The organism is Micromonospora sp. NBRC 107095 (assembly GCF_030269705.1).
GTDB classification, from domain to species: domain Bacteria; phylum Actinomycetota; class Actinomycetes; order Mycobacteriales; family Micromonosporaceae; genus Micromonospora; species Micromonospora parva.
In genome coordinates, this window is sequence record NZ_BSTU01000009.1 from 25,153 (window position 1) to 45,888 (window position 20,736).

20 protein-coding genes are annotated in these 20,736 nt (G+C 70.6%); 4 read left to right on the top strand and 16 right to left on the bottom strand.

Translation table 11 applies throughout. The features are described 5' to 3' along the window. Nucleotides 1-247: 247 nt before the first annotated feature. Complete coding sequence (locus QSK15_RS31715) at nt 248-1,852, bottom strand: ABC-F family ATP-binding cassette domain-containing protein (protein WP_285797718.1); 1,605 nt, start codon at nt 1,850-1,852, stop codon at nt 248-250. Between the two features lie 263 nt (nt 1,853-2,115). On the opposite strand from QSK15_RS31715, the gene ypfJ reads away from it, so the two are divergent. After that, on the top strand, nt 2,116-3,036 hold the full coding sequence (gene ypfJ / locus QSK15_RS31720; protein WP_285797719.1) for a KPN_02809 family neutral zinc metallopeptidase: 921 nt from the start codon (nt 2,116-2,118) through the stop codon (nt 3,034-3,036). Between the two features lie 89 nt (nt 3,037-3,125). On the opposite strand, the gene QSK15_RS31725 is transcribed toward ypfJ, so the two are convergent. The 12 genes from QSK15_RS31725 to QSK15_RS31780 all read right to left on the bottom strand — a co-directional run bounded on the left by QSK15_RS31725 (nt 3,126) and on the right by QSK15_RS31780 (nt 12,605). Beyond that, nucleotides 3,126-3,485 (bottom strand): YybH family protein, encoded by a 360-nt coding sequence (locus QSK15_RS31725; protein ID WP_285797720.1) that lies wholly within the window; start codon nt 3,483-3,485, stop codon nt 3,126-3,128. Between the two features lie 78 nt (nt 3,486-3,563). Beyond that, on the bottom strand, nt 3,564-3,863 hold the full coding sequence (locus tag QSK15_RS31730) for a muconolactone Delta-isomerase family protein (RefSeq protein WP_030337308.1): 300 nt from the start codon (nt 3,861-3,863) through the stop codon (nt 3,564-3,566). A 95-nt stretch (nt 3,864-3,958) separates the two neighbouring features. Beyond that, nucleotides 3,959-4,606, bottom strand: a complete 648-nt coding sequence (locus tag QSK15_RS31735) for an acVLRF1 family peptidyl-tRNA hydrolase (RefSeq protein WP_285797721.1) — start codon at nt 4,604-4,606, stop codon at nt 3,959-3,961. Nucleotides 4,607-4,853: 247 nt separating this feature from the next. Next, nucleotides 4,854-5,486: a LysE family transporter gene (locus tag QSK15_RS31740; RefSeq protein ID WP_285797722.1), complete on the bottom strand. Its 633-nt coding sequence runs from the start codon at nt 5,484-5,486 to the stop codon at nt 4,854-4,856. 273 nt (nt 5,487-5,759) lie between these two features. Then, nucleotides 5,760-6,209, bottom strand: coding sequence for a metal-sulfur cluster assembly factor (locus tag QSK15_RS31745; RefSeq protein ID WP_285797723.1), 450 nt, complete (start codon nt 6,207-6,209; stop codon nt 5,760-5,762). Between the two features lie 67 nt (nt 6,210-6,276). Beyond that, a complete protein-coding gene (gene sufU / locus QSK15_RS31750) occupies nt 6,277-6,750 on the bottom strand; it encodes a Fe-S cluster assembly sulfur transfer protein SufU (RefSeq protein WP_285797724.1) in 474 nt (157 codons plus the stop codon). Further along, nucleotides 6,750-8,054, bottom strand: coding sequence for a cysteine desulfurase (locus tag QSK15_RS31755; RefSeq protein WP_285797725.1), 1,305 nt, complete (start codon nt 8,052-8,054; stop codon nt 6,750-6,752). The genes sufU and QSK15_RS31755 overlap by 1 nt, the downstream gene beginning before the upstream one ends. Before the next feature lie 20 nt (nt 8,055-8,074). Further along, on the bottom strand, nt 8,075-8,848 hold the full coding sequence (gene sufC / locus QSK15_RS31760) for a Fe-S cluster assembly ATPase SufC (RefSeq protein WP_285797726.1): 774 nt from the start codon (nt 8,846-8,848) through the stop codon (nt 8,075-8,077). Further along, a complete protein-coding gene (locus tag QSK15_RS31765; RefSeq protein ID WP_279518066.1) occupies nt 8,848-9,174 on the bottom strand; it encodes a non-heme iron oxygenase ferredoxin subunit in 327 nt (108 codons plus the stop codon). The genes sufC and QSK15_RS31765 overlap by 1 nt, the downstream gene beginning before the upstream one ends. Continuing rightward, nucleotides 9,174-10,319, bottom strand: a complete 1,146-nt coding sequence (gene sufD / locus QSK15_RS31770; protein ID WP_285797727.1) for a Fe-S cluster assembly protein SufD — start codon at nt 10,317-10,319, stop codon at nt 9,174-9,176. Before sufD ends, QSK15_RS31765 begins: the two co-directional genes overlap by 1 nt. 58 nt (nt 10,320-10,377) lie before the next feature. Next, the gene (gene sufB / locus QSK15_RS31775; RefSeq protein ID WP_030337321.1) at nt 10,378-11,808 is read right to left on the bottom strand and encodes a Fe-S cluster assembly protein SufB; all 1,431 of its coding nucleotides are present in this window, start codon (nt 11,806-11,808) and stop codon (nt 10,378-10,380) included. Next, entirely contained in the window at nt 11,805-12,605 is an 801-nt protein-coding gene (locus tag QSK15_RS31780; RefSeq protein ID WP_502889662.1) for a helix-turn-helix transcriptional regulator, read from the bottom strand. The genes sufB and QSK15_RS31780 overlap by 4 nt, the downstream gene beginning before the upstream one ends. A gap of 98 nt (nt 12,606-12,703) precedes the next feature. On the opposite strand from QSK15_RS31780, the gene QSK15_RS31785 reads away from it, so the two are divergent. Further along, on the top strand, nt 12,704-13,675 hold the full coding sequence (locus QSK15_RS31785; RefSeq protein WP_285797728.1) for a COX15/CtaA family protein: 972 nt from the start codon (nt 12,704-12,706) through the stop codon (nt 13,673-13,675). Nucleotides 13,676-14,587: 912 nt separating this feature from the next. Here QSK15_RS31785 and QSK15_RS31790 read toward each other — a convergent pair. The 3 genes from QSK15_RS31790 to QSK15_RS31800 all read right to left on the bottom strand — a co-directional run bounded on the left by QSK15_RS31790 (nt 14,588) and on the right by QSK15_RS31800 (nt 17,103). Beyond that, entirely contained in the window at nt 14,588-15,508 is a 921-nt protein-coding gene (locus tag QSK15_RS31790; RefSeq protein WP_285797729.1) for an ATP-grasp domain-containing protein, read from the bottom strand. Nucleotides 15,509-15,521: 13 nt separating this feature from the next. After that, a complete protein-coding gene (locus tag QSK15_RS31795; protein ID WP_124816405.1) occupies nt 15,522-15,857 on the bottom strand; it encodes a hypothetical protein in 336 nt (111 codons plus the stop codon). 292 nt (nt 15,858-16,149) lie between these two features. Then, nucleotides 16,150-17,103 carry a heme o synthase gene (locus QSK15_RS31800; RefSeq protein WP_030337330.1) on the bottom strand — a complete coding sequence of 318 codons (954 nt, stop codon included), beginning with the start codon at nt 17,101-17,103 and terminating at the stop codon, nt 16,150-16,152. Between the two features lie 266 nt (nt 17,104-17,369). On the opposite strand from QSK15_RS31800, the gene tkt reads away from it, so the two are divergent. Both tkt and tal read left to right on the top strand, forming a co-directional pair. Then, entirely contained in the window at nt 17,370-19,508 is a 2,139-nt protein-coding gene (gene tkt, locus QSK15_RS31805; RefSeq protein WP_285797730.1) for a transketolase, read from the top strand. 15 nt (nt 19,509-19,523) lie between these two features. Beyond that, the gene (tal, locus tag QSK15_RS31810; RefSeq protein ID WP_285797731.1) at nt 19,524-20,699 is read left to right on the top strand and encodes a transaldolase; all 1,176 of its coding nucleotides are present in this window, start codon (nt 19,524-19,526) and stop codon (nt 20,697-20,699) included. Nucleotides 20,700-20,736 lie beyond the last annotated feature (37 nt).

The window sequence follows — 20,736 nt, forward strand, 5'->3', positions numbered from 1 at the left end:
CCAGATATCAACTCTTCGCCAACCGACACGCTATGCAATGTCAGCTTCCCGATAGAGTGATCCTGGCGATCCGGCCCGCCGTGCCGTCCGGGCGTACCACCGCTGGACGCTGGCGGCTGCCGACGACCCGCAGCTCCGGCGTGCTCGGGCCGACTGCTCGACCTGCTCGGCTGAGCGCAGCGCCGAGGCCGAGCGCAGGCTGACGTCGAGCGCACGTCGAGGTCGAGCGCAGGTCGAGCTGCCTCGATCAGGCCAGCTCGACCAGTTCGAGCAGGTCGTCGCTCCAGGCGTCCTCGTCGCCGTCGGGCAGCAGGATGGCCCGGTCGGGCTTGAGCGCCAGCACCGCACCCGGGTCGTGGGTGACCAGGACGATCGCGCCGGGGTAGTTGGCGATGGCGTCGAGCACCTGCTCCCGGCTGACCGGGTCGAGGTTGTTCGTCGGCTCGTCGAGAAGGAGCACGTTGGCGCCGGAACAGACCAGGGTGGACAGCGCCAGCCGGGTCTTCTCGCCACCGGAGAGCACACCGGCCGGCTTGTTCACGTCGTCACCGGAGAAGAGGAACGCGCCGAGGATCTTGCGCAGATCGGTGTCGGACTGCTCGACGGCGGCGGCGCGCATGTTCTCCAGCACCGTCCGCTCCACGTCCAGCGTCTCGTGCTCCTGGGCGTAGTAGCCCAACCGCAGGCCGTGCCCCGCGTGCACCTCGCCGGTGTCCGGGGTGAGCAGCCCGCCGAGCATCCGCAGCAGGGTCGTCTTGCCGGCACCGTTGAGCCCGAGGATGGCCACCCGGGAGCCGCGGTCCACCGCCACGTTGACGTCGGTGAAGATCTCCAGCGACCCGTACGACTTGGACAGGCCGGTCGCGGTGAGCGGGGTCTTGCCGCACGGCGCGGGGCTGGGGAAGCGCACCTTGGCCACCCGGTCGGCGACCCGCACCTCCTCCAGGCCGGAGATGAGCTTCTCGGCACGACGGGCCATGTTCTGCGCGGCCACGGTCTTGGTGGCCTTGGCCCGCATCTTGTCGGCCTGCGCCATCAGGGCGCCGGCCTTCTTCTCCGCGTTGGCCCGCTCCCGACGCCGCCGCCGCTCGTCGGTCTCGCGGGCCTCCAGGTACGCCTTCCAGCCCAGGTTGTACACGTCGATGACCGACCGGGTGGCGTCGAGGAACCAGACCTTGTTGACCACCGACTCCAGCAGCGCACCGTCGTGGGAGATCACGATCAGGCCGCCCTTGTGGTTGGCGAGGAAGCCCCGCAACCAGGTGATCGAGTCGGCGTCGAGGTGGTTGGTGGGCTCGTCGAGCAGCAGGATGCCGCCGCCGTTCTCACCGGCGTCGCGGAACAGGATCCGGGCCAGCTCGATGCGCCGCCGCTGACCACCGGAGAGGGTGCCGATGGTCTGCGCGAGCGCCCGGTCGGGTAGGCCGAGGTTGGCGCAGATCCGGGCGGCCTCGGCCTCGGCCGCGTACCCGCCCAGGGCGGCGAACTGGTCCTCCAGCGCGCCGTAGCGGCGGACCAGCTTCTCGTCGGCGTTCTCGGCGAGCTGCTCCTCGATCTCCTTCATCTGCGCCATCAGCACGTCCAGACCACGGGCGGACAGCACCCGGTCCCGGCCGGTGACCTCCAGGTCACCCGTACGCGGGTCCTGTGGCAGGTAGCCGATGGCGCTGCGCTGGTCGATCTGGCCGCCGTACGGCTGCCCCTCACCGGCGAGCACCTTCAGCGTGGTGGTCTTGCCGGCACCGTTACGACCGACCAGGCCGATCCGGTCACCGGGCTGCACCCGCAGCGTGGTGTCGGACAGCAGGATCCGGGAACCGGCGCGCAGTTCCAGGCCGGTGGCAGTGATCATATTCGCGGGCTCGCTCTCGGGGTTCGGAAGGCTGACTCGGGGCACGCGAAACGGCCGGCGGGCTCGAGGGGCCCGACGGCGCGGGGCGGTTCAGCCTTCGCAGCGCAGCACCCGACAAGTGTACCGGGCGCCGCCGGGCGGCCCGCCCGGATTACCGATCAAGATCATCGGGTACGGGAACGCCTGTCCGGACCCCGTCCGGCACTTGATGGACGAAACGACACACAAAAGACATTCACCGGCATACGGCGATCGGGGTCACCATGGAACTCAACGAGCGGGCCGAAATCGACACCTCCCAGGTCAACGACGTCGGCCGGGGTGGCGGATCCGGCGGCGGCTTCGGCATCCCGATCCCCGGCGGCGGTGGTCGCGGCGGCATCATCGGCATCGTGGTGGCAGTGCTCGTCGCGCTGCTCGGCGGCGGCTTCGGCCTCAACGCCATGACCAACGGCGACGAGGGCGGTCAGGCCGGCGGCACCGACCTGGAGCAGCTCTGCTCGCGCGACAACCCGCAGCGCCTCGACGACGCGCGCTGCCGCAACGCGCTCTACGTCAACAGCATCCAGGCCTACTGGCAGAAGGCGTACCCGGAGGTGGGCAACGGGAAGTACGAGCCGACCGACACCAACTTCTTCCAGGACGCCGTGAACACCGGCTGCGGGCAGGCCGACTCGGGCGTCGGCCCGTTCTACTGCCCCGCCGACAAGCAGGTGTACATCGACCTGAGTTTCTACGACGAGCTGGCCTCCCGGTTCGGCGCCAAGGGCGAGTTCGCCCAGCCCTACGTGCTCGCGCACGAGTACGGACACCACATCCAGAACCTGCTCGGCACCAACGCGAAGGCCGGCCAGGGCGACCAGAGCGGCCCCCGCTCCGCCTCCGTCCGGCTGGAGCTGCAGGCCGACTGCTACGCCGGCGCCTGGGCCAAGCACGCCACCGAGAGCAAGGACAAGACCGGCCAGGAGCCGCTGTTCACGTCCATCACCCAGTCCGACATCAGCGAGGCCGTGCAGGCCGCCGAGGCGATCGGCGACGACAGCATCCAGGAGCGCTCCGGCGGGCGGGTCAACCCCGACCAGTTCACCCACGGCACGTCCGAGCAGCGCAAGCGCTGGTTCACGCAGGGCTACGACCGCGGCGACCCGAAGAGCTGCGACACCTTCGGCACCGACCAGCTCTGACCAGTTCCGAGATCGTGGCAGGCCCCCACCGGCGGGCCTGCCACGATCTGTTTGGGGCACCGGACGCTGTCGCCGACGGCGCTTCCCGCTCAGGTGAGCCGCGACACCTGGTAGTGGCCGATGAGCCAGTCGTCGCCTACCCGCCGCAGCAGCACACCGAGGTTGACGGTCAGGGCCGGCCGGTCGGTGAAGCCGAACTCCACCTCCAGGTAGCCGAGGACCACGTCGTCGGCGAGACGGCGGATCTCCCGGACGTCGTACGCGGCGGTCAGGCCGAGCGGCTGGCCGGCGTAGTACGCGGCGACGCCGGCACGACCGACCGAGTACGGCTGCAACCCCTGGAAGATCGCGTCGTCGGTGAAGCACGCCGCGACCCGATCGGGCTCGTGGGCGTCGACAGCCGACTTCCAGCGGTCGAGGACGGTACGCAGAATCTGGACCTCGGACATGATGATCTCCCCTGTTGGCGACGTGCCCCGAAACGTGCCTGTCGTGCTCGCCCAACCACGGGGCGAGCCCCGCCAGGCTCAGCGCGGCGGTTGACCCGGGTCGTTCGGGTGCGGCGTCAACGGCGTCACGGTCTCGCGCCGCCACGCACGCAGCGGCATCGACGCGAGGACCGCCTCCAACTCGTCGGCGTCGTCGGCCCGGAACAGCCCCCACGTACGCCACTCCCCCGGCGCCAGCGGTGGCCGCCACAGCCGCAGGAGACTGCCCTGCGCCGTCAGCTCGGCCGAGCGCGCCGCCTCCCGCGCGCGCATCTCAGCGACCCCGTCGTCCGACGTTCCGGGCGGCACCGTCGTCACCATGTCAACCAGAAACTCCACGCGCCCATCCTCCGGCCGCCAGCCGGGCAGCGCGCCGGGAACCCCGTTTTGCGTGGCGGTCGTCTCCCCTGCGACCTGGTCGGCGGAGGCCGAGGTCAGTCGGGATCGCGCAACCGGATCCGGACCGCGCGGGCCGCGCCCACCGCCGCGAGCAGCACCGCGTGCCGGGGCTCCGGCACATCGAGCAACCGCTCCGCCCGCAACGGCACGAGCGGGGCCAACCGCCGATCGACGAGCACCCCGTCCACGGCCCTGCGGTCACCACCACAGACCAGCGCGGTGAGCGTCGCCGCCGCCGGCAACAGCAGCCGTACGGCCAGGTCCGCCGCGTCGCCCAGCGCGGCCTTCGCCTGGTTGTCGCGCCGGCGGGCGAACCGGTGCTGTGACCATCCCCCCGCGGCGGTGCGCCCCTGCACGTACCGGGTGTCCACCTTGGAGGTGACGAGGTCGGCACCCTCGGCCACCCCGATCGCCACCGCACCCTTGCGGGCCAGCAGCAGCCCGATCCGGCGTGGCGTGACGGCGGAGGCCACGAACCCGGCCACATCCGCGGCGGCCGGCGCGCCCGGTGGGGCGTACAGCTCGGCGGTCGCCCCGTCCGGGGCGGCGAGCAGCAGGCCGTACTCCTGTGTGCTGGTGGTGGGCGGGCCGTGCCGGTCGGCGAAGCCCTCGACCCAGCGGCCGACGCGGGCCGGATCGACCTCGACCCACCGGCCTCCGCCGGCTGCGGGTCGACTGGTCACCGCCCGACCGTACGGCACCGCGAGCCTGCCCGGACCCCCGGGCGGGCTCCCGGCCCGACAGCGCGGCACGGCACGGCCCAGCGCGGCCCGGCACGGCACGGCCCGGCGGCACGGCACGGCACGGCGCAGCGGCACGGCACGGCCCAGCGCAGCACGACAACCCGCACCCGCACGGCCCGATCCGGCACGGCAGGGCCCAGCACGACACGGGAGGGCCCGGCGTAGCCCGGTCCGGCCGGGTGACCGTTCAGCCGGGCAGTAGCGCGGCCACCGCCAACGCGGCGATGAGCGCGCTGGAGACCAGGCCGGTGACCAGCCGGCCACGCGGCCCGGTCAGCGCCCGGCCGACCACCGTGCCACCGCTGGCGATGACCAGTTGCCAGCTCGCCGACGCCAGGAACACCCCGGCCACGAAGAGCGCCATGGGGACCACGCCCGATTCGGCCGTGTCCCGGCGACCGAGCACCAGCGCGGTGAAGTAGAGCACCGTCATCGGGTTCAGCAGGGTCAGGCCGAGCAGCGCCGCGTAGGCCCGCCCCGGAGTGCCCATGCCCCGACCGGCGCGTTCCGCCGGTGGCCGCCGCGAGCGGTGCGTGGACCACGTCCGCCAGAGGCCGTGCCCGGCGAGCCCCAACAGAACCACGGCGGCGACCACCCGCAGCGACCCGGCGACGGGCGCGATGACATCGGCCAGGCCAGCGCCGCCGAGCACGGCGACGGCCGCGTAGAGCCCGTCGGCCGTCGCCACGGCGAGCGCCGCAGCCGCACCGACCCGGAACGAGGTACGGGCACTGAGCCCCAGGATGAGAATCGCGATTGCGCCGACCGGGATGGCGACGCCGTAGCCGGCGACCAGGCCGGCGAGGAACGCCCCGGTCACCGCGGTCGGTGGCGGGTCGAGGCTCGTCCCCGGAGCGGCCGCTGTCGACGCACGGCAGTGGCCGCACGGACAGGAACCTGCTTCGGGTACGCCTCAATCACAAGCGCATCCTGCGCGCCGAACCCGCGCCCCCGCCACCGAGTTTCCCCCCGCCCCGCCCCGCCAAGATCTGCTCGAACCAGGATGTAGTGGCTCGACAACGCAGAGAGGCCGCTACATGAATGATCGAGCGCGGCACCCGGACGGGTGCCGCGCTCGACGAAGTGGTTCGGGTCAGACGTTGAAACCGAGGGAACGGAGCTGGTCCCGACCCTCGTCAGTGATCTTGTCCGGGCCCCACGGCGGGAGCCACACCCAGTTGATCCGGATGTCGTTGACCAGGCCACCGCCGGGGCCGGTGGTCAACGCCTGCCGGGTCTGGTCCTCGATGACGTCGGTCAGCGGGCAGGCCGCCGAGGTGAGCGTCATGTCCAGGGTGGCGACGTTCTCGTCGTCGACGTGTACGCCGTACACCAGGCCCAGGTCGACCACGTTGATGCCGAGCTCCGGGTCGACGACATCCTTCATCGCCTCCTCGATGTCGGCGAGCATGGCCTTGCTGACGCCGCCGCCCGCAGGGGCAGCGGCGTCAGCGCCGCCATCGGTCGTCGCGGCGTCGGTCTGCGGCACCACGCTGGTGTCACCGGCCTCCGGCGTCGCCTCGGTAGCGGTGTTCTCGCTCATGCCGTCCCTCCGCATCGCTTCGTGATGCCAGCAGGCACCACTGTGTCATTCGCTCGCTGACGCACGGTCACGCCTTCACCTCCGGGCTCACGCCCACACCGGCGCGGGCCGCGGCGTCCTTGAACGCCATCCACGGCAGTAGCGCGCACTTGACCCGGGCCGGGTAGCGGGCCACGCCCGCGAAAGCCACCCCGTCACCGAGCACGTCCTCGTCCGGCGTGACCTGGCCACGTCCGGACATCAACTCCACGAACGCCTCGTGCACCTCGAAAGCTTCCCCGGCGCCCCGACCGCGCAGCAACTCGTGCAGCACGCTCGCCGACGCCTGGCTGATCGAGCAGCCCATCCCGTCGTACGAGATGTCGTGCAGCACGGTGCCGTCGGTGGCCACCCGGATGGTGACCTCGTCGCCGCAGGTGGGGTTGACGTGGTGCGCTTCCGCGACCCGGTCGCCCGGGTCGTCGGCGTCGCGCAGGCCCCGCCCGTGCGGGTGCTTGTAGTGGTCCAGGATGATCTCCTGGTAGAGCTGGTCGAGCTGCATCAGTCGAACACCTTCCGCACCTGCTCCAGACCGGCCACCAGAGCGTCGATCTCCTCGGTGGTGGTGTAGAGGTAGAACGAGGCCCGGGTCATCGCCGGGACGCCGAACCGGCTGCACACCGGCTTGGCACAGTGGTGGCCCACCCGCACCTGCACGCCGAGCGAGTCGAGCACCTGACCCACGTCGTGCGGGTGCACGTCACCGAGCGCGAACGAGATGGTGCCGCCCCGGCCCACTGGCACGGTCGGGCCGAAGATCCGCAGGTCCGGCACCGAGCCGAGCGCGTCCAGCGCGTACGCCGTCAGCTCCTTCTCGTGCCACTGGATGGCCCGCATCCCGATGCCGGTCAGGTAGTCGACCGCCGCACCGAGGGCGACCGCCTCGGCGATCGGCGGGGTGCCCGCCTCGAAACGGGCCGGTGGCGCGGCGAACGTGGAGCGGGCCATGGTGACCGTCTCGATCATCGAGCCGCCGCCGAAGACCGGCGGCATGGCCGCCAGCAGCTCACCGCGACCCCAGAGCACGCCGATGCCGGTCGGGCCGCACATCTTGTGCCCGGTGAAGACGATGTAGTCGGCGTCCAGGTCGACCACGTCGATGGGCAGGTGCGGCACCGACTGCGAGCAGTCCAGCAGCAGCAGCGCACCCACCTCACGGACCCGCGCGGTGATCCGGGAGGTGGCGTTGACGGTGCCGAGGATGTTGGACATGTGCACCAGCGAGACGATCTTCGTCCGTTCGGTGACCAGATCCTCCAGGCCCGACTCGTCCAGCCGCCCCTGGTCGGTGACCGGGAACCAGCGCAGGGTCGCGCCGGTGCGCTCGCAGAGCAGCTGCCACGGGACGATGTTCGAGTGGTGCTCCATCTCGGAGATCACCACCTCGTCGCCCGGACCGAGCCGGAACCGGGGGTCGGCGTCCGGACGCAGCGAGGCGTTCGAGAAGGCGTACGCCACGATGTTGATCGCCTCGGTGGAGTTCTTGGTGAACACCACCTCGTCGGCGCTCGGCGCGTTGATGAACGCGGCGATCTTCGCCCGCGCCCCCTCGTACGCCTCGGTGGCCTCGGTGCCCAGGGTGTGCACCGAGCGCGACACGTTGGCGTTGTGCAGCGCGTAGTGCTCCCCGAGCACGTCGAGCACCTGCCGGGGTTTGTGCGAGGTGTTGGCGCTGTCGAGATAGACCAGCGGATGCCCGTTGATCTCCCGGTCCAGGATCGGGAAGTCGGCGCGCACCCGGGCCACGTCGAAACGCGGCGCGTCGTCGTACTGCGGCATCCCCGACGGGATCGCGATGCTGGTCATCTCGGCAGCGCCTCTCCCGCTCAGGCCTTGGCCGTGCCGGCCCCGGCGGCGTACCGCTCGTAGCCCTCGGCCTCAAGCTTCTCGGCCAGCTCCGGGCCGCCCTGCTCGACGATCCGGCCGGCCACGAAGACGTGCACGAAGTCCGGCTTGATGTAGCGCAGGATCCGGGTGTAGTGGGTGATCAGCAGCACGCCGGTGTCACCGGTGTCGCGGACCCGGTTGACGCCCTCGCTGACCACGCGCAGCGCGTCCACGTCGAGACCGGAGTCGGTCTCGTCGAGGATCGCGATCTTCGGCTTGAGCAGCTCCAGTTGGACGATCTCGTGCCGCTTCTTCTCACCACCGGAAAAGCCCTCGTTGACGTTGCGCTGGGCGAACGCCGGGTCCATCTGGAGGCGCTCCATCGCGCCGCGCAGCTCGCCGCCCCAGGTGCGCAGCTTCGGCGCCTCACCGTCGATGGCGGTCTTCGCGGTCCGCAGGAAGTTCGCCACCGAGACGCCGGGAACCTCGACCGGGTACTGCATGGCCAGGAAGAGGCCGGCGCGGGCGCGCTCGTCGACCGTCATGGCCAGCACGTCCTCGCCGTCGAGGGTCACCGTGCCGCCGGTGATCTCGTACTTGGGGTGACCGGCGATCGAGTACGCCAGGGTGGACTTGCCGGAGCCGTTCGGGCCCATGATCGCGTGGGTCTCGCCCGACTTCACGGTCAGGTCGACGCCGGCCAGGATCGGCTTGAGCTCACCCTCGGGCAGCTTGACCGACACCTTCAGGTCGCGGATCTCCAGGGTGCTCATTATCGGGTCACTCCATTACTCGGCGTCAGGCTGAGGTAGATGTCTCCGTCGCGGACTTCGACGGGATAGACGGGGACGGGTTCGGTGGCGGGCAGGCCGGTCGGCTCGCCGGTGCGCAGGTCGAAACGGGAGCCGTGCAGCCAGCACTCCAGCGTGCAGCCGTCGACCTCGCCCTCGGAGAGGGCGACCGCGGCGTGCGAGCACTCGTCGTACGCGGCGTAGAACTCCCCGTCCTCGCCGTGCACGAGCGCGATGGGCGTGCCGTCGACGTCCGCGCTGATCGCGGTGCCCTTCGGCACGTCCTCGGTCGAGCAGATCCGGATCATCAGGCGCCGGCCTTGGTGAGCCGGGCCTCGATCGCGTCGCCGAGCTGCTCGCGCAGCGACTCCACCGGAATCTTGTTGATCAGCTCGGCGAAGAAGCCACGGACCACCAGCCGGCGGGCCTCACCCTCCGGAATCCCCCGGGCCATCAGGTAGAACAGCTGCTCGTCGTCGAAGCGGCCGGTCGCGCTGGCGTGGCCGGCACCGGCGATCTCGCCGGTCTCGATCTCCAGATTGGGTACGGAATCCGCCCGCGCGCCGTCGGTGAGCAGCAGGTTCCGGTTGATCTCGTACGTGTCGGTGCCGGTCGCCTCGGCCTGGATGAGCACGTCGCCCACCCAGACGGTGTGCGCGCTCTCGCCCTGCAGGGCGCCCCGGTAGCCGACGTAACTGCGGCAGTCCGGCACGTTGTGGTCGACCAACTGCCGGTGCTCCAGGTGCTGGCCGGCGTCGGCGAAGTAGACCCCGTACAGCTCGGCCTCGCCGCCCCGCCCGGTGTACTCCACGCTGGTGAACTGCCGGACCAGGTCGCCGCCGAGGGTGACCTGGATGTGGATGACCTTGGCGTCCCGACCCAGCTTGATCTTCAGGTGCTGGGCCTGGACCGCGTCGTCGGCCCAGTCCGCGACAGTGACCAGGGTCAGCTTCGCCCCGTCGGCCACGGCGACCTCGACGTTGTCCGCGAGGGTGGCCGACCCGACGTGCTCCAGCACCACCGTCGCTTCGGCGAACCGGCCCACCTCGACGAAGGTGTGACCGAACACCGGCTGCTCGACACCCTCGCCGACCACCCGCAGCCGCACCGCCTCGCCGAGCACCACGTCGGGGGCCACCCGCAGCAGCAGGGCGTCGGCGGCGGCACCGTAGGCCAGCGCGCTGACCCGGTCGACCGGGGTCAGCACACTGCCGACCCGCTCGTCGTCCCGGCCGACCCGGGTGATGGCGACACCCTCGGGCAGGTCGCCGTACTCGTGTCGGACGGCGCCGGTCGTGGCCGGCACCTCACTCGTCAGGCCGCGGAGGCGCTTGAGTGGGGTGAAGCGCCACTCCTCCTCCAGGCCGGTGAGGGCCGGGAAGTCGGCGACATCGTACGAGCGCAGCGCCTGCGACTTGGTGCTGGGCGGCGGCGCGGAAGCCTGGGTAGTCATTTCTTCCTTGGTCTGTTCTACGACGACGGTGGCAGGGTGCTCGGTACGGCGGGCGGCGTCAGCCGACCGCGCCCTCCATCTGAAGCTCGATCAGACGGTTGAGCTCCAGGGCGTACTCCATCGGCAGCTCCTTGGCGATCGGCTCGATGAACCCGCGCACGATCATGGCCATCGCCTCGTCCTCGCTCAGGCCCCGGCTCATCAGGTAGAAGAGCTGGTCGTCGCTGATCTTGGAGACGGTCGCCTCGTGCCCCATCGACACGTCGTCCTCGCGGATGTCGACGTACGGGTAGGTGTCCGAACGGGAGATGGTGTCGACCAGCAACGCGTCGCACTTGACGGTGCTCCGGCTGTGGTGCGAACCCTCCAGCACCTGCACCAGGCCCCGGTACGAGGTGCGGCCGCCGCCCCGGGCGATCGACTTCGACACGATGGTGCTGCTCGTGTGGGGGGCCGCGTGCACCATCTTGGCGCCGGCGTCCTGGTGCTGACCCTCGCCGGCCATCGCCACCGAGAGCACCTCGCCCTTGGCGTGCTCACCGGTCATGTAGACCGCCGGGTACTTCATGGTCACCTTGGAGCCGATGTTGCCGTCGACCCACTCCATGGTCGCGCCCTCGTGGCAGACGGCGCGCTTGGTGACCAGGTTGTAGACGTTGTTCGACCAGTTCTGGATGGTCGTGTAGCGGCAGCGCGCGTTCTTCTTGACGATGATCTCCACGACCGCGCTGTGCAGCGAGTCGGAGGAGTACAGCGGCGCGGTGCAGCCCTCGACGTAGTGCACGTACGCACCCTCGTCGACGATGATCAGCGTCCGCTCGAACTGGCCCATGTTCTCCGTGTTGATCCGGAAGTAGGCCTGCAGCGGGATCTCCACGTGCACGCCCTTCGGCACGTAGATGAACGAGCCACCGGACCACACGGAGGTGTTCAGCGCGGCGAACTTGTTGTCGCCGACCGGGATCACCGTGCCGAAGTACTCCTTGAAGACGTCCTCGTGCTCGCGCAGCGCGGTGTCGGTGTCCAGGAAGAGGACGCCCTGCTCCTCAAGGTCCTCACGGATCTTGTGGTAGACGACCTCCGACTCGTACTGCGCCGCGACACCGGCGACCAGGCGCTGCTTCTCCGCCTCCGGGATGCCCAGCCGGTCGTAGGTGTTCTTGATGTCCTCGGGCAGGTCCTCCCAGCTGGTGGCCTGCTTCTCGGTGGACCGCACGAAGTACTTGATGTTGTCGAAGTCGATCCCGGTGAGGTCCGCGCCCCACGCCGGCATCGGCTTGCGGCCGAACAGCCGCAGGCCCTTCAGCCGCAGGTCGAGCATCCACTCCGGCTCGTTCTTCTTCGCCGAGATGTCCCGCACCACCGCCTCGTTGATGCCGCGCTGGGCGACCGCGCCGGCGGCGTCCGGGTCGGACCAGCCGTACTCGTACCGGCCCAGGGCGGCGAGCTGCTCTTCCTGGGTCAGGGGCTGGACGATCTGCTCGGTCATCTATCTGTCCTCACAGTGGTGACGGGATTACCGGATTGAGCGCGGCCCGGCTGAGCCGGGATGTGCGTGGTGCACACCCCGTCGCCGTGCGCGATGGTGGCCAGACGCTGCACGTGGGTGCCGACCAGACGGGAGATGACCGCGGTCTCGGCCTCGCACAGCTGAGGAAACTCGGCGGCCACGTGCGCCACCGGGCAGTGGTGCTGACAGAGCTGGCCGCCGGAGGCGATCGTGGTCGCGTTGGCAGCGTAACCCTCGGCGGTGAGCGCTGCGGCGAGTGCCTCGGCTCGGGCGAGAGGGTCGTCGCCGGCGTCCTCCATGGCCGTCCGACAACGGGACTCGAGGGCGGAGACCTGCTCGGTGGCGAACGCCTCGACCGCGTCCGAGCCGCCGCTGCGGGCGATCCACCGCAACGCGGCGGTGGCCATGTTGTCGTAGTGGTGTGTGCCACAGCGGACCCGAGCGGCCTCGGTCAGCAGGAACACCTTGGCTGGGCGCCCCCGACCACGGCTGCCCTGCACGGTCTGCTCGCGGGCGTAGACGTCACCGTCCAGGAGCATCGCGTCCAGGTGCCGGCGGATCGCCGCCGGGCTGAGCCCGAGCGCCGCGCCAAGCTGCGCGGCGGTGGCGGCACCCTGTTCCAGCAGCAGTCGGGTGACCCGATCCCGGGTGGAGATCTCGGCCACCGCCGGGCCGGCGAGGCCGGCCGACGTGCCCACGGCGGGCGCGGACACGGGCGCACCGAGGGCCGGTACGGCCGTCGGTTGGTGCCCGGAGAGCGCCGCCACGTTTTTCACAACGCCAACGTTACGTAATTACCCGGAGGGCCGCAAACCCGGGCCCCGGTGATCCCAACCACCGAGCTGCCGGAGTCGGACGGACCTCGATCACTACGGTGCGTAGGATTTGCGCCGTGAACCGAATCGTCCGTCCGGTCTCCGGCATCCTGCTGCGCCGCCTCGCGCTCGCCTCGATCATCGCGAACGTGGGCATCGTCGTCACCGGCGGGGCCGTCCGGTTGACCGCCTCGGGTCTCGGCTGCCCCACCTGGCCGCGCTGCACCGACGATTCGTACGTCACCACCCCCGAGATGGGCATCTACGGGGTGATCGAGTTCGGCAACCGGCTGCTGACCTTCGCGGTGGGCCTCATCGCGCTGGCCACCGTGCTGGCGGTGCTGGTCCACCGGCCACGCCGGCCCGGGCTCCTCGCGCTGGCCGTCGCCGTCTTCCTCGGCATTCCCGCGCAGGCGGTGATCGGTGGCATCACCGTGCTGACCAACCTCAACCCGTGGGTGGTCGGGCTGCACTTCCTCGCCTCAATGGCGGTGATCGCCGCCGCGTACGCGCTCTGGCGGCGCATCGTCGACCCCGACGGCCCGGTCGTGGCAGTGGTGCCCGCCCCGCTGCGCACCCTCGCTCGGATCACCACCGGCGTCAGCGTCGCGGTGCTGGTCATCGGGACCTGGGTCACCGGCAGCGGCCCGCACGCCGGCGACCACGGCGCCGCCCGCAACGGCCTGGACCCGGAGTCGATCTCCCAGGTGCACGCCGACGCCGTCTTCCTGCTCATCGGCCTCACGGTGGCGCTCATCTTCGCGTTCCGCGCCGTCGGTGCGCAGCGGGCGACCCGCACCGCGGTCATCCTGCTGGTGGTGGAGCTGAGTCAGGGCCTGATCGGTTTCGTGCAGTACTTCACCCACGTGCCGGCGCTCCTCGTCGGCGCACACATGCTCGGCTCGTGCCTGGTGCTGCTGGCCACCCTGGCGGTGCAGTGGTCCACCCGGGAACGCCGGCCGGTCACCCCGACACCCCAGGCCACCCCGGCCGACGAGGCCACCGCCGCCCCGGTACCGGCCACCGCCTGACGACCTGGCCGCCAGATCACCTGGCCGCCCCGCGCCTCCGTGTGCAGCGCCAGCTCACACTTCCGGGTCCGGAGCCCCGCGCCGCCTCTCCCGCCGCCCGCGCCGTCTGGTCCCCGGTCCCGCACTTCCGTGTAAGCGTCCCGCGCCGCCTCGCGCCTCTGTCTGCAGGGCCCGCGCCGCCCCACCCGCCGCCCGCGCCGTCGGTTCCGCGCCCCGGCCCCGGCCCCCCGGACCCGGCCCCCCGGCTCCGGCCCCCCCGGACCCGGCCCCCCGGCTCCGGCCCTCCGGACCCGGCCCCGGCCCCGGCCCCGGCCCCGGCCCAAGATCCGAGCAACTTCCCCGATGTTGCGGCCTCCGAGACGCGGGAGACAGCAACATCCCCGATATTGCGCGGATCTTGGCGGGCAGGCACCCCGACCGACCCACGGCGCGGGGGTTCGGACATCGCCAGCCGCCAAGATCTCGCTCGAACCAGGATGTAGTGGCCTCGCCGACGCGCCGACACCACTACAACCAGGAAGTTGCGCGATCTTGCAGGCCGGACGTCTCCGCAGCCGCAGAATGCGCGCCGCCTGCGCGTCGGGTCGGCGGCCCGTGCGCGATGTGCACGGCCTTAGGTGAAGTGCGCGACCGCTGCGCGTGAAGTGCGCGGCCCCTGCCTGGAGTACCCGGCCCGTGCGTGAAGTGCGCGGTCACGCATGGAGTGCGTGGAGCACGCGGCCCATGCGTCGAGTTTGGGGCCTGTGCGTGGGCGCTCTTGGTGGGCGCTGGGGATGCTTGGGATCGGTGGTGCGTGCACACGTGGCGCATCGGCGGGTGCAGAGCAAAGGGCGGCTCCGGCACGGCACACCCCGTCCGCACGCACAGCGTGGCGAACGGCTGCTGTGCGTGCGGCTCGTGGTGGGCGAGGGTTCAGGCGGTGCGGGTCAGGTGGGTGGTGATCGCGGTGGCGAGCCGGTCGGGGGCGCCGTCGGCGTACCCGATGAAGAGCGACGGTTCGGTCAGCTCCAGCTCGACCAGGACCGGCTTGCCGTCCGGGCCGGGGATCAGGTCGACCCGCGCGTAGAGCAACTGCCGGGTGCCACCGGGCACCGCCGCGAGGGTCTGCTCGGCCACTGCCAGCTGGTCGGGTCGGGCGGTGCGGGCGGTGATCTCCTCGGCCTTGTAGAGCCCGTCCGGACCGAGATCCGGCCCGGTCAGCATCGGACCCTTACGGATCGCGTGGCTGAACGCGAGCCCTTCCGGACCGGCCAGGAAGAGCAGTGCCGTCTCGCCCTCGGTGTCGACGGCACGCAGGTACGGCTGGACCATGGTCACCCGGCCGGCGTCGGAGAGCCGGCGAACATGCGCGGCGGCCAACTCCCGGTGTTCCGGGTCGGCCAGGTCGTAGCGGCCCGTGTCCTGACTGCCGGCGCTGACGGCGGGCTTGAGCACGTACTCGCCGGTCTCGGCGGGTGGTTGCCAGCTCTCCCCCGGCTCGATCCAGGTCGTCGGCACTGTCGGCACCCCGGCGGCGCTCAACTCGCCGAGGTAGCGCTTGTCGGTGTTCCAGCGGACCACGTCGGCCGGGTTGACCAGCGCCGCGACGCCTGCCGCCCAGGACACGAACTCGTCGCGGCGCAACGCGTAGTCCCAGGGTGAGCGGAGCACGACCAGGTCGTATGACGACCAGTCGACGTCGGGGTCGTCCCAGACGACGGGTTGGGCGGCGACGCCGCGGGCGGCGAGCGGGTCGAGGACGAGCCGGTCGTCCGGGTCAAGGTCGGCCAGCTCGGAACAGGTGACGAGAGCGACCCGGGGTTCCCCCCGGGCCGACTGGTGATATGTGGTCAATTCAACTGTCTATTCAGCGGGACATCGTGCGGCGGGCCATAGACCGCCAGAGGTCGTTGCTCGGACGCATCTGGTCCATCAGCTCACGCTCCCAGGCGTTCTCGACGGTGACTCCCGCCTTGGCGCACGCCTCCCGGGCGGTGACGGTGTCGTCGGCGAACTGGTCGCCCCACTCGCCGTCGGAACCCACCAGGACGATCCGCGCGCCACGCTTGCCGACGTACTCGATGACCGCCTTCGCGCCGCCGTGCCCGGCGGCGAACGCCTTGAGGCCCGCGACCAGGCCGTGGGGCGCCTGCTCGCCGGCGGTCTGCTCGGCCGTCAGCGTCGTATCGGAACCATCTGCCATGACGCGAAGCCTAAGCAGAGTTGCACCCGGTCGCGCGAGAACCATGAACCTTTTGTGATGCCAATTACCTACAGGTTTAAGCACGACCACAGGTTTGCTGTCCGTTTATATCAGGACTTTTGCGCTCAAACCAGGCGGGCAAAACGTCCCTGAATCGCCCTGAGTTGAGCCGACCTGGCTCATGCTGAAAGTTACTCTGATGTGACGTTAAAAGCGGACAACTCATCCACGTTCATGATTAGTCAGTGGATCATCGCCGCCACGCGCCGACCGGGCGGGGGTACGGACGGGGTCAGATCAGCGCGTCGAGCGCGACGGCCACGAAGACGATCGTCAGGTACGTCGTCGACCAGTGGAACAGCCGCATCGGCTTGACCGCCTCGCCGCGCGTCGCACGCCGGCAGAGCTTGTGCGCCTCGACCACGAAGATGGCACCCACCACCAGGGTCGGCACTCCGTAGATCGCGCTGAGCCCCAGCGGCCAGACGGCCAGGGAGGTGAGCACGGTGAGCCACGCGAAGATCAGGATCTCGGCGTTCACCCGGCGGACCGAGGCCACCACCGGCAGCATCGGGATGCCGGCCCGGGCGTAGTCGTCCTTGTACTTCATGGCGAGCGGGTAGAAGTGCGGCATCTGCCAGAAGAAGACCACAGCGAACAGCCCCCACGCGGCCGGCGCCAACGAGCCCGTCACCGCCGCCCACCCGATCAGCACCGGGGCCGCACCGCAGGCGCCGCCCCAGAAGGTGTTCGCCGGGGTGGAGCGCTTGAGCCACAGGGTGTAGACGAGGTCGTAGTAGGCGATCGCGGCGAGGGTCAGCGCGGCGGCCAGCAGATTGGTGAACGCCGCCATCAGGGCGACCGACACCGCCGCCAACACCAGACCGAAGATCAACGCGCTTCGCGGTGAGACGGTGTGCGCCGGCAGCGGCCGACGCTTGGTACGCCGCATCAACTGGTCGATGTCACGGTCGATGTAGCAGTTGAGCACGCTGGCCGCGCCGGCGGCGAGCGAGCCGCCGATCAGGACGACGGCCATCAGCCACAGCGACGGCAGCCCGCCCTCGGCGAGCATCATCGCCGGGATGGTGGTGACCAGCAGCAACTCGACGATCCGAGGCTTGGTGAGCGTCACGTACGCCGAGATGACCGCGCGTACGTCCCGCCGGGCCACCGTGCCCTCGGCCGCCCGCGCCGGATGTTGCCCGGCCGGGTTGCTCGCGGGGCGCTCGGTGATCATGCTCACGGATTGCCACCTTCCGGCATCGGGCACGGGGAGATCGGATCGGTCGGGACCGCGAGGGTCCGCATACCGACCCACACACTACGCGTCGTCGTTTTGGCTGCCCGGCCGACCCGACAACGGTGCGGGCCGTCACACCACCGGGTTGAACCGAGCATCCGGATGGTCACGTAGCGCACACCATGCGCAGATCCCCGGGCGCACGTTTAGGGACGCTCGATAAGGTCATCGGTGAGGGTTCCGCCCATCTGCCGAGGAGCACAACCATCGTGGCTGTTAAACGACCCGAGCACTCCGCACTGAACTGGTCCGACCTCGATCGCCGGGCCGTCGATACCGTCCGCGTGCTGGCCATGGACGCCGTAGAGAAATCCGGCAACGGCCACCCGGGCACCGCGATGAGCCTCGCGCCCGCCGCGTACCTCCTCTTCAACCGCGTCATGCGGCACAACCCGGCCGACCCGAACTGGCCCGGCCGCGACCGGTTCGTCCTCTCCGCCGGGCACTCCAGCCTGACGCTCTACATCCAGCTGTTCCTCTCCGGTTACCCGCTGAGCCTGGACGACCTGAAGTCGCTGCGGCAGTGGGGCTCGCAGACGCCGGGGCACCCCGAGCACGGGCACACGCCAGGCGTGGAGACCACCACCGGCCCGCTCGGGCAGGGTCTGGGCAACGCGGTCGGCATGGCCATGGCGGCCCGCCGCGAGCGCGGCCTGTTCGACCCCGAGGCCGAGCTCGGCGCGTCCGTCTTCGACCACGACATCTGGTGCATCGTCTCCGACGGTGACATCGAGGAGGGCATCAGCCACGAGGCCAGCGCGCTCGCCGGGCACCAGCAGCTGGGCAACCTCACGGTGATCTACGACGACAACGAGATCTCCATCGAGGACGACACCCGGATCGCCAAGAGCGAGGACGTGGCCGCCCGCTACGAGGCGTACGGCTGGCACGTGCAGACCGTCGACTGGCGCAGCGGCGACGCCGACCAGGGCGACTACCACGAGGACGCCGAGGCGCTCTACGCGGCGCTGCTGGCCGCCAAGGCGGAGACCGCCCGCCCCTCCTTCATCGCGCTGCGCACCATCATCGGCTGGCCCGCCCCCAACAAGCAGAACACCGGCAAGATCCACGGTTCGGCGCTCGGCGCCGACGAGGTGAAGGCCACCAAGCGGATCCTCGACTTCGATCCGGAGCAGACCTTCCAGGTCGACGAGGAGGTGCTCAGCCACGCCCGCACGGTGATGGGCCGCGGCTCCGACGCCCAGCAGGAGTGGACCACCGCGTTCGACGCCTGGAAGAAGGCCAACCCGGAGCGCACCGCGCTCTACGAGCGGTTGGCGGGGCGGGTCCTCCCCGACGGCTGGACCGACGCGTTGCCGGTCTTCCCCGCGGACGCCAAGGGGGTGGCCACCCGGGCCGCCTCCGGCAAGGTGCTGGAGGCGCTCGCGCCGGTGCTCCCGGAGCTCTGGGGCGGCTCGGCCGACCTGGCCGAGAGCAACAACACCACCATGAAGGGCGAGCCGTCGTTCATCCCGGCCGCGCACGCCACCAAGGACTTCCCGGGCCACGAGTACGGCCGCACGCTGCACTTCGGCATCCGTGAGCACGCCATGGGCGCGATCCTCAACGGCATTGCCCTGCACGGCGGCACCCGCCCGTACGGCGGCACGTTCCTGGTCTTCAGCGACTACATGCGTCCGTCGGTGCGGCTGGCCGCGCTGATGAAGCTGCCGGTGACCTACGTCTGGACGCACGACTCGATCGGCCTCGGCGAGGACGGCCCGACCCACCAGCCGGTGGAGCACCTGACCGCGCTGCGCGCCATCCCGGGCCTGGACGTGGTGCGTCCGGCGGACGCCAACGAGACCGCGTGGGCCTGGCGGCAGGCGCTGGAGCACACCGACCGGCCGACCGCGCTTGCGCTGAGCCGTCAGCCGCTGCCGACCCTGGACCGCGACGTCCTGGGCAGCGCCGACGGCGTGGCCAAGGGTGGTTACGTGCTGGCCGAGGCGTCCAACGGCAAGCCTCAGGTGATCATCATCGGCACCGGTTCCGAGGTGCAGCTCTGCCTGACCGCCCGGGAGCGGCTGGAGGCCGATGGCACCCCGACCCGGGTCGTCTCGATGCCCTGCCAGGAGTGGTTTTACGAGCAGGACGAGGCGTACCGGGAGTCGGTGCTCCCGCGCGGGGTAAAGGCACGGGTGAGCGTGGAGGCGGGCATCGCGATGTCCTGGCGCGGCATCGTCGGTGACCTCGGCGAGAGCGTCAGCCTGGAGCACTACGGCGCGAGTGCCCCGCACACCGTGCTCTTCGAGCAGTTCGGGTTCACCCCCGACCGGATCGTGGCGGCAGCACACGCCTCGCTGGCCCGGGTGGGCGACATCACCGGTTTCACGACCGGCAACTGAGGGAGCGTGGATGGCATGACGGACAAGCTGAATGAGCTCACCGCCGCAGGTGTGGCGGTCTGGCTCGACGATCTTTCCCGGGTGCGGTTGAGCTCCGGCGGGCTGGACCAGCTGCGCCGCGAGAAGCACGTGGCCGGTGTCACCACCAACCCGACGATCTTCGCGAAGGCGCTGAGCGACGCCGACGAGTACAACTGGCAGCTGCGTGACCTCGCCATCCGTGGGGTGGACGTGGAAGAGGCCGTACGGATGCTCACCACGTACGACGTACGGTGGGCCTGCGACGTGATGCGCCCGTCGTACGACGGCAGCGCCGGTGTCGACGGCCGGGTCTCGATCGAGGTGGACCCGCGCAGCGCGCACGACGCGGACAAGACCGTCGCCGAGGCCAAGGCGCTGTGGTGGCTGGTGGACCGGCCCAACCTCTTCATCAAGATCCCGGCCACCGAGGAGGGCCTGTCGGCGATCACCGACACCCTCGCCGAGGGCATCAGCGTCAACGTGACGCTGATCTTCGGTCTGGACCGCTACTCGGCGGTCATGGAGGCGTTCCTGGCCGGTCTGGAGCAGGCCAAGGCGAACGGTCACGACCTGTCGACGATCGGCTCCGTGGCGTCGTTCTTCGTCTCCCGGGTCGACTCCGAGGTCGACAAGCGATTGGAGAAGGTCGGCTCCGACCAGGCCAAGGCGCTGCGGGGCAAGGCCGCCGTGGCCAACGCCCAGCTGGCGTACGAGCGCTACACGGAGGTGTTCTCCTCGGACCGTTGGAAGGCGCTCGAGGCGGCCGGGGCGCACCCGCAGCGGCCGCTGTGGGCGTCCACCTCGACGAAGAACCCGGACTACCGGGACGTCATCTACGTCGAGGAGCTGATCGCCCCCGGCACCGTCAACACCATGCCGGAGTCGGTCATCCACGCGTACGCCGATCACGGCGAGACCCGCGGCGACACCGTCACCGGGGCCTACGACGCGGCCCGGAAGGTCTTCGCGGACCTGGAGTCGGTCGGGGTGGACATGTCCGACGTGATCGCCACCCTGGAGCGCGAGGGTGTGGAGAAGTTCGAGGCGAGCTGGCAGGAGCTGCTCGACGGTGTCAGCAAGTCGCTGGCGGCGGCGGGCACCGGCAAGGGCTCGCCGAACAAGGCGGCCAAGGGCAACGCCAAGGCCGCCGAGAAGGCCGGTGGCGCATGAGCGAGCGCAGCGAGCGAATCAGCAAGCTCAGTGCAAC